Raw genomic sequence first — 13,829 nt, 5'->3', positions numbered from 1 at the left:
TGTATAAGAGACAGGCATTATCGTTCTGGCGTGCACATCCGTTTTGACATCCCAGCCGATCCCGCCTACCCCGGCCGCGTGGCCGCTGCGCTCACCAGTGATCAGCTGCGCAAGTACGGTCTTGTCGGCGCGGCGCTGGCGGCGGTCGGGGCGATCGGTTTCGCCGTCTCGCGGGGGTTCGCGTGGGGCGAGCAGATCCTGCCGCTGTGGATGGCGATGGTCGTGGGCGGTCTGCTGGCGATGCTGTACTGGCCGTGGATGCGGTTGCGCGCCCGGCGTCGTTCCAGTCGCTACGCCGTCGAGGGCCACTACGACATCACCGACGACAACATCTTGATGCGCAGCGGCTCGGAGTCCGGGGGCATCGCCTGGGACGGGGTCGCCCAGGTGAGGGACACCCCCGAGTTCTGGATCGTGTACGTCGGTGGGATGCCGGCGACCGTGATCCCACGCCGGTTGATGTCTGCCGAGGACGCCGAGACGTTGCGCGCCTTCATGGCCGAACGAGGGCTGCTCCGCACTCGGTGAACTGACCTGGCCGCTGGCCGGGCCTGGCGTCTGTCCTGCGCTGTCGGCCAGCGACCGACGATCCTGCCGCGCTTGGGCTCGCCGGGCCGGCGGTAGTGTCCGGGACATGGTCGAGAGGATCGCGTTCTTCGATCCGGTGCACGGGAATCTCGTTCTATCAAGATCCCGGCGACAACTCGGCGGACCGTCACGCTAGGCCATGAAGTGCGCCGGTGCACCGCCACGAGCAGGTGCACGGATCCGCCGCCGAGAATGCGTGCGATGCACCAGGGCACCTGCCTCGCCGAGGACTAGCGGTACGTCGTAGATCGACATGTCCTGGCGGGCCTCGCGTACCGGACCCGGTGGCGCCATCACTGGTGTCGGCGAAGCAGCCGAACACGCCAGCAGCGTCACGCACTTCCCGCGACCACGACGCTGACTGAACCTTCGGTCGGACCAAACTGTGGCGCACATCACGAAGTGGCAAACCTGGAGTCGCGCCTGACCGACGCCATCCTCAGGCTGAGAGTCCCCATTGAGGATCCTGGTGCGGCTCTGGAGCGCGATAGGGCGGCACCCTCTACTTCCCGTAGGGGTGGCCATCGTGTTGGCGGGATCGGCCTCTGAGCGCTGTTGATGTTGGGTGTAGGCGGGCTGGCCAAGCCGCCGGGCCAGTAATACCTTCGGCCGCATGTCCAAACTGTCGGCTACGGCCTGGGGGCCGACGACGACGTCGTCCGGATGTTTGTCGTGACAAAAGGCTCATCGGCGCACTTCTCCATGCCCACCTCACCGGGATGGCATAGGAATTGCCCGACTTAGGCCAGGCTGCCCCGGGAGGTACGGACCGTGTTGGGTGTGAAGCCTTACCGGGACGCGCTCGCGCTGCCAGGGTTGCGGCCCCTGCTGCTGGTCGCGATCCTGGCCCGGGTGCCGGTGGCGGCCACCGCCGTGGTGATGACGCTGCACGTACTCGATCTGGGCCACGGATATTTCGCCGCCGGGCTGGTCGGGGCCGCGATGACGGTCGGTTCGGCGTTCGGCGCACCACTGCTCGGGAGGCTGGTCGACCGGCGCGGCCTGCGGCCGATGCTGCTGCTGACCACGGCGGTCTCGGCGCTGTTCTGGGCGACGGCGCCGGTTCTGCCGTATTCGGTGCTGCTCTGCGTCGCGTTCGTCGGCGGGCTACTCACCCTCCCGGTCTTCTCCGTGGTCCGGCAGTCGATTGCCGCGCTGGTCCCGCCGACCCAGCGTCGCCAGGCGTACGCGCTGGACTCGATGTCGGTCGAACTCAGCTTCATGATTGGGCCGGCGGGGGCGGTGGCCCTGGCCACGAGTGTCTCGCCCGCCCTGACCATGTACGCCGTCGGCGGCGGCATCGTGCTGGCCGGACTCACCCTGCTGGTGCTCAATCCGCCGACCCGGGCCCGGGACGAGGTGACGACGCCGGCGCAGCCGCTGCCGCGTCGGCAGTGGCTGACCCCACGGCTGCTCGGGCTGCTCGTCGGTGGCGCGGCCAGCACGCTGGTGATCGCCGGCACCGATGTGGCGGTGGTGGCGGTGCTGCGTGACGCCGGTCAGGTCGACTGGGCCGGTGTGGTGCTGGCGCTGTGGGCCTCGTACTCGTTGGTGGGCGGCTTCACCTACGGTGCATTGTCCCGCCCGGTGCCGTCGCTGAGCCTTGCCGTGGTGCTGGGGCTGGTCACCATTCCGGTCGGTCTGGGCAGCGGCGAATGGTGGCTGCTGGCCCTTGTGCTGCTGCCGTCCGGGGCGCTCACCGCGCCGACCGTAGCCGCCACTGCCGACGCGGTGAGCCGGCTGGTGCCGGCGAGCGTACGGGGTGAGGCGATGGGCCTGCACGGCTCGGCGATGGTGGTGGGGCTGGCGCTCGGCGCCCCGCTGGCCGGGGCGGTGATCGATGCCTCCACGCCGGCCTGGGGCTTCGCCGCGACCGGCCTGCTCGGCGCGCTGATCGCGCTGGCGATGCTACCGACCGAGTTGCGTCACCGACGGTCCGAGGCCGCCGCCAAACCCACGATCACTCCCACAGCCGAGCGGGTGTAGTCACCAACTGCCTGCCTGCCTGCCTGCCTGCCGGCACGGTGGCGATGGCGGCGCCGTCAACGACGGACAGACCAGTCGTTTCTCCCGCTCGATGTCACATCCGCGACCCGGCCGGTGTCTCGATGGCACCGACGTAGGAGGAGACATGGAGCACACGACCCGCATCCCCCCGGCCGAGATCACCGGTGTCAGGGGAGCGCTGATCAAGCGAATGATCGAGAAAAGGCTCGGCAAGGTGCCGACGGCGGTGGGCGTCTACTGGCACCACCCCAAGGTGCTGTTCGCCAGCTTCGGTCTCGGGGGCAAGCTGCAGAAGTGGGACGCCTGCGACGAGAACTTGAAGTCTTTCGCCCACATGGCGGTCGCGTCGCTGGTCGGCTGCACCTGGTGCCTGGACTTCAACTACTTCGAGGCCCGCAACAAGGGGCTCGATGTGGAGAAGGCGCGCGAGATCCCGCGGTGGCGGGAGGCGGACGTCTTCACTCCGCTGGAGCGGGATGTCCTGGAGTACGCCGAGGCGATGAGCCAGACACCGCCGACCGTGACCGACGAGCTGGTGGACCGGCTGCACGCCGAGCTGGGACCTCCCGCCGTGATCGAGCTCACCTCGGTGATCGCATTCGCCAACATGAGCACGCGTGGCAACGTGGCGCTCGGTATCGAGTCCGACGGCTTCGCCGCCGCGTGCGGCTTGAAGCCGATGGCCGAGCGACCGGGAGTAGCGTCCGCGTCATGAGCGAGGACCCCTTCGTCGCCCACCGCAGCCTGCTGTTCACCGTCGCCTACGAGATGCTCGGCTCGGTCGCCGACGCCGAGGACGTGGTGCAGGAGACCTGGCTGCGATGGGCAGCCTTGGTCGACGCCGAGCGCTGCGAGATTCGGGCCCCCCGGGCGTACCTCGTGCGGATCGTGACCCGGCTCTGCCTCAACCGGCTGCGTACGCTCGCGCGGCAGCGCGAGGAGTACGTGGGCGAGTGGCTGCCCGAGCCCGTGCTGACCAGCCCGGATGTCGCCGAGGACGTCGAGCTCGCGGAGAGCGTGTCGATCGCCATGCTGGCGGTACTCGAGACGCTGCTACCGACGGAGCGTGCGGTTTTCGTGCTTCGCGAGGTCTTCGACGTGCCGTACGACGAGATCGCCGTGGCGCTGGACAAGTCGCCGGCGGCGGTGCGTCAGATCGCGACGCGGGCCCGCAAGCACGTGGCGGCGCGCCGGCCGCGGATGTCGGTGAGCCGCGCCGAGCAGGAGCAGGTGGTCGAGCGGTTCCTCGCCGCGTTGACCACCGGCGACGTGCCCGGACTGCTCGAGGTGCTGGCTCCCGACGTGCTCGTCGTGGGCGACGGGGGCGGCCTGGCCCCGACAATCCCGAAGCCGGTCCGCGGGGCCGCGAAGCTCGCCCCGGTGATGGCCCGCTTCGCCGAGGTCACGCCCGGCGCCAGGGCTTTCATGGTCGACCTCAACGGCGGCATCGCGGCGCGCATCGACCCCGGCGGCGAGAACGACACGGCCGTGTCGTTCGTCATCGAGGACGGCCGGATCACCCAGATCTACGCGATCCGCAACCCGCACAAGCTCGAGCGGCTGAACGAGGTGGCCGAGCTTCGACGGTGAGTCCAGGCTTACGCAGCGACGCGTTCCGGCACGAAGCTGAGCTGGGCGGCTGGCGGGGGTTCCGGTGAGGTGCGGACCTGTCCGGTGGGAGCGTGAACGCGTCCGGCTCACGGAGGCTGGTCGCGTGGCTGCCGAGTGAGGATGGAGCATCCCACCTGCGGCAGTAACCGCCCGATCCAGGGGGTTCCCCATGCTTATTGCCATCCTCGACGTCAACACCGCCGCGCCCGACCGCCCGGCTGCCCTCGCCCAGCTCGACGGCGAGCGCGACCAGGTGCGTGCCATGGCGGGCAACCTCGCCTTCCGGGTCTACGCGTCACGCGAGGACGAAACCCGGATCACCGTGGTCCACGAGTGGAACGACGAGGCGTCATTTGCCGGATACCTGAAATCGGATGCCTTCGCGCGCTCGGGCGAGGTGCTTCGGCCGATCATGACCGCAGCGCCAGTGAGCCGGCGCTTCCGCGCCGAGTTGCTGGAAACGGTCGCCTGACCGGCATCAATGAGGCGCACTACGATCAACCCGTGCGAGGCCGTCGATGACCCGCAAGGCGTACAGCTTCATCCGCACATTCGTACCTGAGCCCGCTCGCGAGCTGTGCGTGGACCGCCACTACCTGCTCTGCGCCTCCACGGGTGCCCTCCGGCTGGAGGCGCAGGGCCAGGCGTGGTTGCTCCCGCCGGCACGGGCCGCCCTGATCGCGGCAGGGCGCCCGATCCGGGTGAGCATCCCGCAGCCGGTCACGACCGCGTCGGTCTTGTTCGATACCGGGTTCACTCCGGCGCCACCGGCGCCGCTGGCCGTGTTCGATCTCAGCCCGCTGGCCCGCGCACTGCTGGCCGAGTGCGGCACCTGGGGTGAGAGCGACGTGCCTCTCACGGCTTATGCCGAGACGCTGTTTTCCGCGCTCGCCGCGGTGACCTGGCAGCTCTCCGAGCAGCCGAGCCCGGTCGTCGTGCCGGCGGGGCGATCACCGGAACTGCGCCGGGCCTTGCAGTTGACCGAGGAGCGGCTCGGTGGTGAGGTCCGCTTCGAGGACGTGGCACACGAGGTGGGCCTCGCGCCGCGGTCGCTGGCCCGGCGCTTCGAGGACGAGATCGGGATGCCCTGGCGGGCAGTCCTGCGCCGGATGCGGGTGATGCGTGCCATTGAGGAACTCGCTGCAGGTGACACCCCGGTCACCAAGGTCGCATTCACGGTCGGCTACGCCTCACTGTCGGCGTTCAACGCCGCGTTCCGGGAACTGACCGGCCGCACGCCCACCGAGTACCGGAGCAGCTTCCGGCCCTGACCGGACCAAGCTCGCGGGCCCCCGAACACCCAGGACAAGACGCGCGGGTTCAACGCACAGAGATGCCGCGGTCAGCGCACCACGGCCGGGGACCAGGCGTCGGGGATCAGCAGGCGTGGCTGGCCGCTGCCGTCGGCCGGGGTGGCCCAGACGTCGCTGGAGGCCGAGGCCGCGTCGGCTCGCGGCAGGCCGTAGAGCACCGTGTCGTCGTCGAGCCACTCGATCTGGTCGTCCACGCTGCGGGTCTCGCTGAGCAGGGTCTCGGCGCCGGTCGTCAGGTCGTAGACCGCCGCCCGCCAGCGGCCCGGCGGCAGGTCGCCGCGCTTCTTGAACGCCACCCGGGTGCCGTCCGGTGACAGTGACGGGCATTCGACGTCCTCGCGCAGGGCGGTCATCGTCCGGCCCGCCAGGCTGCCTTCGACCAGCCAGGTCTTGCCGCCCGAGGCGGCGGTGGCGTAGAAGCGGTCGGCGTCGGCGAAGGTGACCCCCCACAGGTTCTTGTCGACCGCGGTGACCGCCCGGCCGTCGACCAGCAGCTTGAACTCCTCGATGTCGCCCACCACCTCGCCGCTGGCGCGGGTGACGACGGTGCGGGTGGAGAACTGGCCGGGGTTGGCGTACGAGTCACCGGAGACGAAGCTGGTGGTGGCGATCAGTGAGCCGTCCGCGGAGAGCCGGGTGCGGCTGGGCACCCCGGTCAGCGGCAGGTCCCGGGTCGGCTGCCAGTCGGCGTCGAACAGTTGGGCGGCGTACGTGGTGACGATGCCGCGGTCGGCGGAGAGGCAGACCGACTGGTCGGCGGTGGCGTACACCCGTTCGCAGGAGATCGGGGCGAACGTGCGGGGGCCGTCGGGTGCGGTGAGCGGCACCACGGCGACGCGACCGTACTGCTGACCGAGGGCGGTGCTGCGGAACACCAGGTGCGGTTGGGTACGCAGCGGCGCGAGCGCCTCGCCGGTGGCGACCGGCGTCGCCGCCGCCTCGAGGTTGGCCTGGACGTGCCGGACCCGCCACACGTAGCCACCGGCCCCGACGACCGCGAGCAGCAGGATGGTGCCGAGCACCGCCAGTCGGACTCGCAGAGTCATGCCGTGGCCTCGCTTCGTTCGGCAGGCTGGACCGCACCGCGTTGATGATTCGCTCGCTGACGCTCGCTCATGCCGCCACCTCGCTGCGCTCGGCGTCGACCTGAGTCTCTTCCACGCTGCGTTGATGATTCGCTCGCTGACGCTCGCTCATGCCGCCACCTCCGTCCGGTCGATGCCGCGCAGCAGCCAGGCGGCCACCGGCACTGCCGTGGCGAGCAACCCGGCGAACAGCAGCAGCGACGCGCCCGGCCCCTGGAGGCTCCAGAGCAGACCGAACAGCAGCGAGGAGCCGAACCGGGCGAGCACCACCACGGTCTGCGCGGCGGCGATGCCGCTGCCCCGGGCCTCCGGCGCGACCAGGCGGCTGACCAGCGCGGGCAGCACCCCGTCGGTGGCCGCGTAGTAGACGCCGAGGCAGAGCAGCACGGCGAGGGTGAGGGTGAGGCCGCCGGCGGGCAGGGCCGCCAGCAGGTAGCAGGCGAGCAGCGCGCCGTGGCCGGCGACCAGGACGCAGGCCCGGCCGACGCGGTCGGCGAGCCGCCCCATGGGTACGGCCAGCCCGAGGTAGGCGAGGCTGGTGCCGACGTACAGCAGCGGGAACCAGGTGGCGGCGAAGTCGTCGCGGTCCTGCAGGGCCAGGTAGAGGAAGCCGTCGCCGACGGTGACCAGGCCGAGCAGTCCCGCGGCGAGCAGTGGGCGGCGCAGCCGCCGGCCGCTGACCTCGGCGGCGACCCGACGCAGCCCCAGCCGGGCTCCCTGGGCCGCCGTCTTGAGGTTGGGCACGAACAGGACCAGGACCGCGACGCCCACCACGGCGACCGCGAACGACACCACGAAGATCGAGTCGTAGCTGCCGGGTACGGCGGCCAGCAGGGCGAAGGCGACCAGTGGTCCGAGGGCGGCGCCGAACGTGTCGAGCGTGCGGTGCACCCCGAAGGAGCGGCCGAGCATGCTCGGGTCGGAGGCCTGGGCGATCAGCGCGTCGCGGGGCGCGGTGCGTAGTCCTTTGCCGAGCCGGTCCGCGGTGACGACCGCGGTGATCGCGGCGAACCCGGTGGCGGGCAGCAACGCGATCCGGCTCAGCGCCGAGGTGCCGTACCCGAGCACCGCCACCCATTTCGGCTGCCCGCCCCGGTCGCCGGCGTAGCCGCCGGCGAGCCGGACGAAGGCGCTGACCCCCTGGTAGATGCCGTCCAGGAAGCCGTACGCGATCGGGCTGAGCCCGACCACCGCGGTGAGGTAGAGCGGCAGGATCGACGCCACCATCTCCGAGGACACGTCGGTCAGCAGGCTGACGACGCCGAGCAGGACCACCGTGGTGGAGACCCGGCGTACCCCGTCCCGGTTCCCGGTTCCGTCGGCGTGGGGACGGTCCCGCAGCGACACGTACACGATCTGGCCCGGCCTTGTCGTTCAGTCGGTCAACGCGGTGGCCAGCGCCTCGGCGACGCGGGCCTGCTGCGCGGGAGTGATCTGCGGGTAGATCGGCAGGGAGAGCAGTTCGGTGGCGGCGCGCTCGGCGTGCGGGAACGCGCCGGCCGGGTACCCGAGGTCGGCGAAGGCGCCGGTGCGGTGCACCGGGACCGGGTAGTGGATGCCGGCACCCACCCCCGCCGCGTTGAGCCGGGACAGCACCTCGTCGCGGCGCGCCGGCGCGCCGTCACCGGGGACCCGCACGCAGTAGATGTGCCAGACGTGCTCGTTGCCGTCGACCGTGACCGGACGGACCACGTCCAGCGGCGCGAGCAGCTCGTGGTAGCGGGCCGCGGCGGCCCGGCGCCGCGCGTTCCAGTCGGCGAGCCGGGCGAGTTTGGCCCGGAGCACGACCGCCTGGAGGCCGTCGAGGCGGCTGTTCACGCCGACGATGTCGTGCGCGTACTTCGTCAGCCCGCCGTGGCTGCCCAGGGTGCGGACCGTGGTGGCGAGGTCGGCGTCGGCGGTCACCACCGCGCCGGCGTCGCCGTACGCGCCGAGGTTCTTGCCCGGGTAGAAGCTGGTGGCGGCGATGCCGTCGGCGCCGGCCTGCCGGCCGTGCCGGGTGGCGCCCTGACACTGGGCGGCGTCCTCGACGACCGCCACGTCCCGACCGGCCAGGCCGGCGCGCAGCCGTTCGACGTCGGCGAGCTGCCCGTACAGGTGCACCGGCACCACGGCCCGGGTCGCCGGGGTGACGGCGGCCAGCGCCGCGTCGACGTCGATCAGGTAGGACTGCGGGTCGCAGTCGACCAGGACCGGCCGGCCGCCGGCCCGGGCGACCGCCTCGGCGGTGGCGATGAAGGTGTTCGCCGGCAGGATCACCTCGGCGCCCGGACCGACGCCGACGGCGCGTAGCGCGAGCTCGATCGCGTCGGTCCCGTTGGCCACGCCGACGCAGTGCCCGACGCCGCAGAACGCGGCGTACTCCCGCTCGAAGGCGGCCACCTCCGCGCCGCCGATGAACGCGGTGTCGGCGATGACCCGTTTGAATCCGGTCTCCACCTCCTCCGCCACTTCCACATGCGCGGCGGCGAGATCGACGAGCGGAATCTTCGGCATGCTAGTTCCCCACAACCCTCGACACGGTCATTTCCCGAACGCCGCCGCCGGCTCGGCCTCCGCCGCCAGCCGGCCCGGCCGCGCGGCCCGCAGCCGACGGGCCGGGCTGCCGACCCACACCTCACCCGGCGGGACATCGCACAGCACCACGGAACCCATCCCGACCAGCGACCATTCACCGACGGTCACGGCCTCCCGGACCAGGGCCCCCGAGCCGACGTACGCCCCGGTACGCAGCACCGCGCCACCGCCGAGCCGGACCCCGGAGGCGAGGGTGACGTGGTCGGCGACCCGGCCGTCATGGGTGAGCACGACCTGCGGCATCACCGCCACATGCGCCCCCACCGTCACGTCCGCGGTCAGCACCACACCGGCCAGCAGCACCGTGCCGTGGCCGACCGAACTTCCCGCGCCTACGTCGGCGGCCGGATGGATGATCGTCGCGTACCGCTCGGCCGGCAGCCCCAGCCGGTGCACGATCCGCTGCCGGGCGGCGTAGTCACCCGGATTGCCGACGCAGACCACCGCCGCCGTGCCGGAGAGTTCGGCCAGCCGGTCGATCGCGCCGAGGATCGGCAGACCGGCCCGCTCGGTGCCGTGCAGCGCCGGGTCGTCGTCGAGGAACCCGTGCAGCCGCCACGTCGGCCGGACGGCGTTGATCGCCCGTACCGCCGCCGCGGTCTCCCGCGCGAATCCGCCGGCGCCGACGATGACCAGGTCGCGCATCAGCCGGCCAGCTTGCGCAGCACGCCGACGATGTGGTCCTGGTCGTCCTCGGTCAGCGCGTGGTGCAGCGGCAGGATCAGCGAGTCGCGGGTCAGCCGCTCGGTCACCGGCAGCGGCCCGGGCGTCACATCGGCGTACGCCGGCTCCAGGTGGGCGGCCATGATGCCGCGCCGGGCCGACACACCGGCCGCGGCCAGCTCCGCGAGCACCTCGTCGCGGCCCACCCCGTACTTCCGGTTGATCAACACCCAGAACGACTGGTAGTTGGTCTCGCCGTACGCCGGGTCGTGTACCGGTACCAGCCCCTCGACGGTGGCGAGCAGGTCGTGGTAGCGCGCCGCGAGCGCCCGCCGGTGGGTCACCAGCTCCGCGAGCCGGCTGAGCTGCACCAGCCCGATCGCCGCCTGGATGTCGGTCATCCGGTAGTTGAAGGCGGTCTCCAGGTAGGACTCCAGCACCGGCTGGGCGCTGGCGTGCCGGTCGGCCGCGGAGACGTTCATCCCGTGCTCACGCAACTGGCGCAGCCGGGCCGCCCACGCCGGATCGTCCGTGGTGACCATCCCGCCCTCACCGGTGGTGAGCAGCTTGCGGGGGTGGAACGACCAGGCGGAGATGGTCGAACCGGCGCCGACCGGCTGTCCGTACGCGGTCGAGCCGGCGGCGCACGCCGCGTCCTCGATCAGCGGCACTCCCCAGCGGCTGCCGGCCTCCCGCAGCGCGGCGACGTCGAACGGCACGCCGCCCTGGTGCACGGCGATGACCGCCCGGGTCCGGGGGGTGCGCACCGCGTCGACCGACGCCACCGTCACGTTGCCCGTGGTGAGATCGACATCGGCGAACACCGGGGTCGCACCGACGTAGCGCACCGCGTTGGCGGTGGCGATGAAGGAGAACGACGGGACGATCACCTCGTCGCCCGGACCGACGTCCAGCACGACCAGCGCCAGGTGCAGAGCGGTGGTGCAGGAGCTGACGGCCACCCCGTGGCCGGCACCCACAGAAGCGGCGAACTCCTGCTCGAAGCGGGCCACCCGCGGCCCCTGGGCCACCCAACCCGACCGGACCGCGTCGGCGGCGGCCTGCGCCTCCTCCTCGCCGAGGCGCGGAATCATCACCGGGATCCGACGGTCACTCACTTCTCGGCCCGCCACCAGTCGACCAGGCCCTGAAGTCCTTCGTGCAGGCTGATCTCGGCGCGGAAGCCGAGCTGCTGGGCGGCGGCGGTGGTGTCGGCCAGGCGGCGGGTGACCCCGTTGACCGCGCGGGCCGGCCCGAACTCCGGAGCCAGGTCGGACTTCATCACCTCGCTGAGCGCCTGCGCCAGTTCCCGCAGGCTGGTCTCGGTGCCGCTGGCGACGTTGAACACCTCGTCGGTGACATCGGCCCGGGCGGCCAGGATGTTGGCTCGGGCGATGTCGGCGACGTGCACGAAGTCCATCGTCTGCAGGCCGTCACCGAGGATCAGCGGCGGCTGGCCCGCCTCGATCCGCTCCATCCAGCGGATCAGAACCTCGGTGTAAAGGCCGTGGATGTCCATCCGGGGGCCGTACACGTTGAAGTAGCGCAGCGCGACGTAGTCCAGGCCGTACATGCTGTGGAAGCTGCGCAGCATGCCCTCGTTGAACGCCTTCGCCGCGCCGTAGAACGTGTCGTTGTGGTACGGGTGGTGCCGCTCGGTGGTCGGGAACTCGTCGGCGAGGCCGTACACCGAGGCCGACGACGACAGGACCACCTTGCGGACCTTGGCTGCGGCGGCCGCCTCCAGCACGTTGAACGTCCCGTCGACCAGCACCTCGTTGGCGAGCCGCGGCTCCTCGGCGCACTGGGTGATGCGGATCGCGGCGAGGTGGAAGACCAGGTCCTTGCCCTGGGTGAGTTCGTGCACCAGCGCGGCGTCCCGGATGTCGCCCTCGACGAGGCGGACGCTGCCGTGCGGCAGGGCCCGGGCGAGGTTCTCCCGCCGGCCACGAACGAAGTTGTCGAGGACCACCACCTCGGCCGCACCGGCGGCGGTCAGCTGGTCCACCACGTGCGAGCCGATCGTGCCCGCCCCACCTGTTACCAGGGCGCGCGCCCCGGCGATCTCCACCGCGCTCATGACCGCAATCCGCTCCAATCCGTGCCGCTCAGCGGCTCCGTCGCACCGGGTTTCATGCCTCGCCCGGTCACGCCTCTGTCCACTCAACGAGCTCGACCAGTCTTCCGCCGTCGGCGAGGCTGCGGGAGGCGGCCTCCAGGATGGCGATCACCCGCAGACCGGACCGCCCGTCGGTGAGCGCCGGGGTGCCGCTGCGGATCGAGCGGGCGTACTCCTCGACCATGGTCCGCAGCGCCTCCCGCTCCGTCAGCGCCGGCGCGACCATGTCCCCGGAGCGGTACGACACCAGCATGTCCCGGCGCTGCTCGTCACCCAGCTCCTCCGTCGAGGCCACGTCCACCCCGCGGTCGAAGATGGAAAGCCGCTGACTGGGGTTGAGGTCGTCCCAGACCAGCGTCCGCTTGGAGCCGCCGATGATGGTCGTCCGGATCTTCACCGGCGAGAGCCAGTTCACGTGGATGTGCGCGATCGCCCCGGTGTTCAGCCGCAGCGTCAGGTAGGCGACGCAGGCCCGGCCCGCGCCGATACGGTCCGCGCCGTGCGCGGCCACCGCGACCGGAGCCACGCCGGGCGGCAGGATGAAGTCAAGAATCGACAGGTCGTGCGGGGCCAGGTCCCACATCACGTCGATGTCGCGCTGGACCAGCCCCAGGTTGATCCGTACGGAGTCCAGGTACTGCAGCTCGCCCAGTTCCCCATTGTGGAGCAGTTCACGGATACGCAGCACCGCGGGCGTGTAGCAGTAGGTGTGGTCGCACATCAGCGACAGGCCCCGACGTTCCGCCTCGGCGACCAGCGCTCGGCCCTGCGCGGAACTGGCCGCCAGCGGCTTCTCCACCAGCACGTGTTTGCCGGCCCGCAGCGCCGACATCGCCACCTCGAGGTGGGTGCCGGCCGGGGTGGCGATGGCCACCGCCTGCACGGTGTCGTCGGCCAGCACCGCGGCCAGATCCTTGGTGGCCTGGACCGTGGAGTAGCCGCCGAGCACCCGCTCGGCCCGGCTCACGTCGAGGTCGCAGAGCCAGCGCAGCCGGAAGTCGGTGGAGGCTTGGAAGTTACGGACGAGATTGGGACCCCAGTAGCCGGCGCCGACGACGGCCACGCCGATCGGATCGTGCGATGAGTTCACGGACATCCGTTTCGCTAGGCAGGACAGGACACGTTCACTGAGGGGTGAGTCAGGAAGGTCCGTCCGGCAAGCTATCGAGACGCCATCGGGTACGCCAGTGAACTGACAGAATTCCAGCAATGCCGCCGGGGCGAGAGGGCCATTCGGTTCGCCGTCCGCCCCGGGTGGTCCATATCCGTGCACTGCGTCGGCTTGCCTACATCGGCCTTGTCGACCAGCAGTTACCGTTCTCCAGCCGAAGGACACCTCCGTACGGCGGAAGGAGCCACCGATGACGAACGATCCGGGGACCCAGCGTGGCGATGTGCAGATCGCCGCGACCGCCGACGTCGACGAGCGGGCCACCGTTCGTCCGGGCACGCGCGTCTGGCACCTGGCGCAGGTCCGCGAGGGTGCCTCGGTCGGCCAGAACTGCATCATCGGCCGCGGTGCGTACGTGGGGCCCGGCGTCCGCCTCGGCGACAACGTCAAGCTGCAGAACTACGCCCTCGTCTACGAGCCGGCGCAACTGGCCGACGGGGTCTTCGTCGGCCCGGCCGCGGTGCTCACCAACGACGAGTACCCACGGTCGGTGACCCCCGACGGGCGACTCAAGAGCGGGGACGACTGGACGGCGGTCGGCGTGGTGGTCGGCGAGGGCACGGCGATCGGCGCCCGAGCCGTCTGCGTGGCACCGATCACCATCGGCCGATGGGCCTTGATCGCGGCTGGTGCCGTGGTCACCCGGGACGTACCGGACTTCGCGCTCATGGTCGGCGTTCCCGCCCGTCGGGTGG

Annotated in this window: 14 protein-coding genes; 7 read left to right on the top strand and 7 right to left on the bottom strand. The window is 71.2% G+C overall.

Going from position 1 to position 13,829, the window contains the following annotated elements; translation table 11 throughout:
* Nucleotides 1-30 precede the first annotated feature (30 nt).
* The 6 genes from C1I95_RS24855 (at nt 31) to C1I95_RS24830 (ending at nt 5,477) form a co-directional block, all read left to right on the top strand.
* A complete protein-coding gene (locus C1I95_RS24855; RefSeq protein ID WP_111217172.1) occupies nt 31-528 on the top strand; it encodes a YcxB family protein in 498 nt (165 codons plus the stop codon).
* Nucleotides 529-1,338: 810 nt separating this feature from the next.
* The gene (locus tag C1I95_RS24850) at nt 1,339-2,574 is read left to right on the top strand and encodes an MFS transporter (RefSeq protein ID WP_111217170.1); all 1,236 of its coding nucleotides are present in this window, start codon (nt 1,339-1,341) and stop codon (nt 2,572-2,574) included.
* Nucleotides 2,575-2,719: 145 nt separating this feature from the next.
* On the top strand, nt 2,720-3,310 hold the full coding sequence (locus tag C1I95_RS24845) for a carboxymuconolactone decarboxylase family protein (RefSeq protein ID WP_111217168.1): 591 nt from the start codon (nt 2,720-2,722) through the stop codon (nt 3,308-3,310).
* Nucleotides 3,307-4,185, top strand: coding sequence for an RNA polymerase sigma-70 factor (locus tag C1I95_RS24840; RefSeq protein WP_111217166.1), 879 nt, complete (start codon nt 3,307-3,309; stop codon nt 4,183-4,185). The genes C1I95_RS24845 and C1I95_RS24840 overlap by 4 nt, the downstream gene beginning before the upstream one ends.
* Before the next feature lie 190 nt (nt 4,186-4,375).
* Nucleotides 4,376-4,678, top strand: coding sequence for a putative quinol monooxygenase (locus tag C1I95_RS24835; protein ID WP_111217164.1), 303 nt, complete (start codon nt 4,376-4,378; stop codon nt 4,676-4,678).
* A 46-nt stretch (nt 4,679-4,724) separates the two neighbouring features.
* Nucleotides 4,725-5,477: an AraC family transcriptional regulator gene (locus C1I95_RS24830; RefSeq protein WP_111217162.1), complete on the top strand. Its 753-nt coding sequence runs from the start codon at nt 4,725-4,727 to the stop codon at nt 5,475-5,477.
* A gap of 71 nt (nt 5,478-5,548) precedes the next feature.
* Here the strand turns inward: C1I95_RS24830 and C1I95_RS24825 are convergent, their stop codons facing one another.
* From C1I95_RS24825 to C1I95_RS24795, 7 genes are all read right to left on the bottom strand, one after another.
* A complete protein-coding gene (locus C1I95_RS24825; protein ID WP_111217160.1) occupies nt 5,549-6,565 on the bottom strand; it encodes a TolB-like translocation protein in 1,017 nt (338 codons plus the stop codon).
* Between the two features lie 147 nt (nt 6,566-6,712).
* Nucleotides 6,713-7,951 carry an MFS transporter gene (locus tag C1I95_RS24820; protein WP_233513863.1) on the bottom strand — a complete coding sequence of 413 codons (1,239 nt, stop codon included), beginning with the start codon at nt 7,949-7,951 and terminating at the stop codon, nt 6,713-6,715.
* Nucleotides 7,952-7,978: 27 nt separating this feature from the next.
* Nucleotides 7,979-9,100, bottom strand: a complete 1,122-nt coding sequence (locus tag C1I95_RS24815; RefSeq protein ID WP_111217159.1) for a DegT/DnrJ/EryC1/StrS family aminotransferase — start codon at nt 9,098-9,100, stop codon at nt 7,979-7,981.
* Nucleotides 9,101-9,127: 27 nt separating this feature from the next.
* A complete protein-coding gene (locus tag C1I95_RS24810) occupies nt 9,128-9,826 on the bottom strand; it encodes an acetyltransferase (protein WP_111217157.1) in 699 nt (232 codons plus the stop codon).
* Complete coding sequence (locus C1I95_RS24805; protein ID WP_111217177.1) at nt 9,826-10,938, bottom strand: DegT/DnrJ/EryC1/StrS family aminotransferase; 1,113 nt, start codon at nt 10,936-10,938, stop codon at nt 9,826-9,828. Before C1I95_RS24805 ends, C1I95_RS24810 begins: the two co-directional genes overlap by 1 nt.
* Nucleotides 10,939-10,958: 20 nt before the next feature.
* On the bottom strand, nt 10,959-11,924 hold the full coding sequence (locus C1I95_RS24800) for an NAD-dependent epimerase/dehydratase family protein (RefSeq protein WP_199523895.1): 966 nt from the start codon (nt 11,922-11,924) through the stop codon (nt 10,959-10,961).
* Between the two features lie 67 nt (nt 11,925-11,991).
* Nucleotides 11,992-13,053, bottom strand: coding sequence for a Gfo/Idh/MocA family protein (locus tag C1I95_RS24795; RefSeq protein ID WP_199523894.1), 1,062 nt, complete (start codon nt 13,051-13,053; stop codon nt 11,992-11,994).
* A gap of 271 nt (nt 13,054-13,324) precedes the next feature.
* Here C1I95_RS24795 and C1I95_RS24790 point away from each other — a divergent pair.
* Nucleotides 13,325-13,829, top strand: a 505-nt coding sequence (locus tag C1I95_RS24790; RefSeq protein ID WP_111217173.1) for an acyltransferase, incomplete at its 3' end; no start/stop codon positions are given.

The sequence above is a fragment of the Micromonospora craterilacus genome, assembly GCF_003236315.1.
Lineage (GTDB): Bacteria > Actinomycetota > Actinomycetes > Mycobacteriales > Micromonosporaceae > Micromonospora > Micromonospora craterilacus.
Note: the sequence above shows the minus strand (reverse complement) of the source record. Positions and strands in the feature narration are given on the sequence as shown.

What these genes read in the sequence shown, in the direction of transcription:
- C1I95_RS24845 (WP_111217168.1), top strand. Translation starts at nt 2,720, where the DNA reads ATGGAGCACACGACCCGCATCCCCCCGGCCGAGATCACCGGTGTCAGG.
- C1I95_RS24840 (WP_111217166.1), top strand. Translation starts at nt 3,307, where the DNA reads ATGAGCGAGGACCCCTTCGTCGCCCACCGCAGCCTGCTGTTCACCGTC.
- C1I95_RS24835 (WP_111217164.1), top strand. Translation starts at nt 4,376, where the DNA reads ATGCTTATTGCCATCCTCGACGTCAACACCGCCGCGCCCGACCGCCCG.
- C1I95_RS24830 (WP_111217162.1), top strand. Translation starts at nt 4,725, where the DNA reads ATGACCCGCAAGGCGTACAGCTTCATCCGCACATTCGTACCTGAGCCC.
- C1I95_RS24825 (WP_111217160.1), bottom strand. Translation starts at nt 6,565, where the DNA reads ATGACTCTGCGAGTCCGACTGGCGGTGCTCGGCACCATCCTGCTGCTC.
- C1I95_RS24815 (WP_111217159.1), bottom strand. Translation starts at nt 9,100, where the DNA reads ATGCCGAAGATTCCGCTCGTCGATCTCGCCGCCGCGCATGTGGAAGTG.
- C1I95_RS24810 (WP_111217157.1), bottom strand. Translation starts at nt 9,826, where the DNA reads ATGCGCGACCTGGTCATCGTCGGCGCCGGCGGATTCGCGCGGGAGACC.
- C1I95_RS24805 (WP_111217177.1), bottom strand. Translation starts at nt 10,938, where the DNA reads ATGATTCCGCGCCTCGGCGAGGAGGAGGCGCAGGCCGCCGCCGACGCG.
- C1I95_RS24800 (WP_199523895.1), bottom strand. Translation starts at nt 11,924, where the DNA reads ATGAGCGCGGTGGAGATCGCCGGGGCGCGCGCCCTGGTAACAGGTGGG.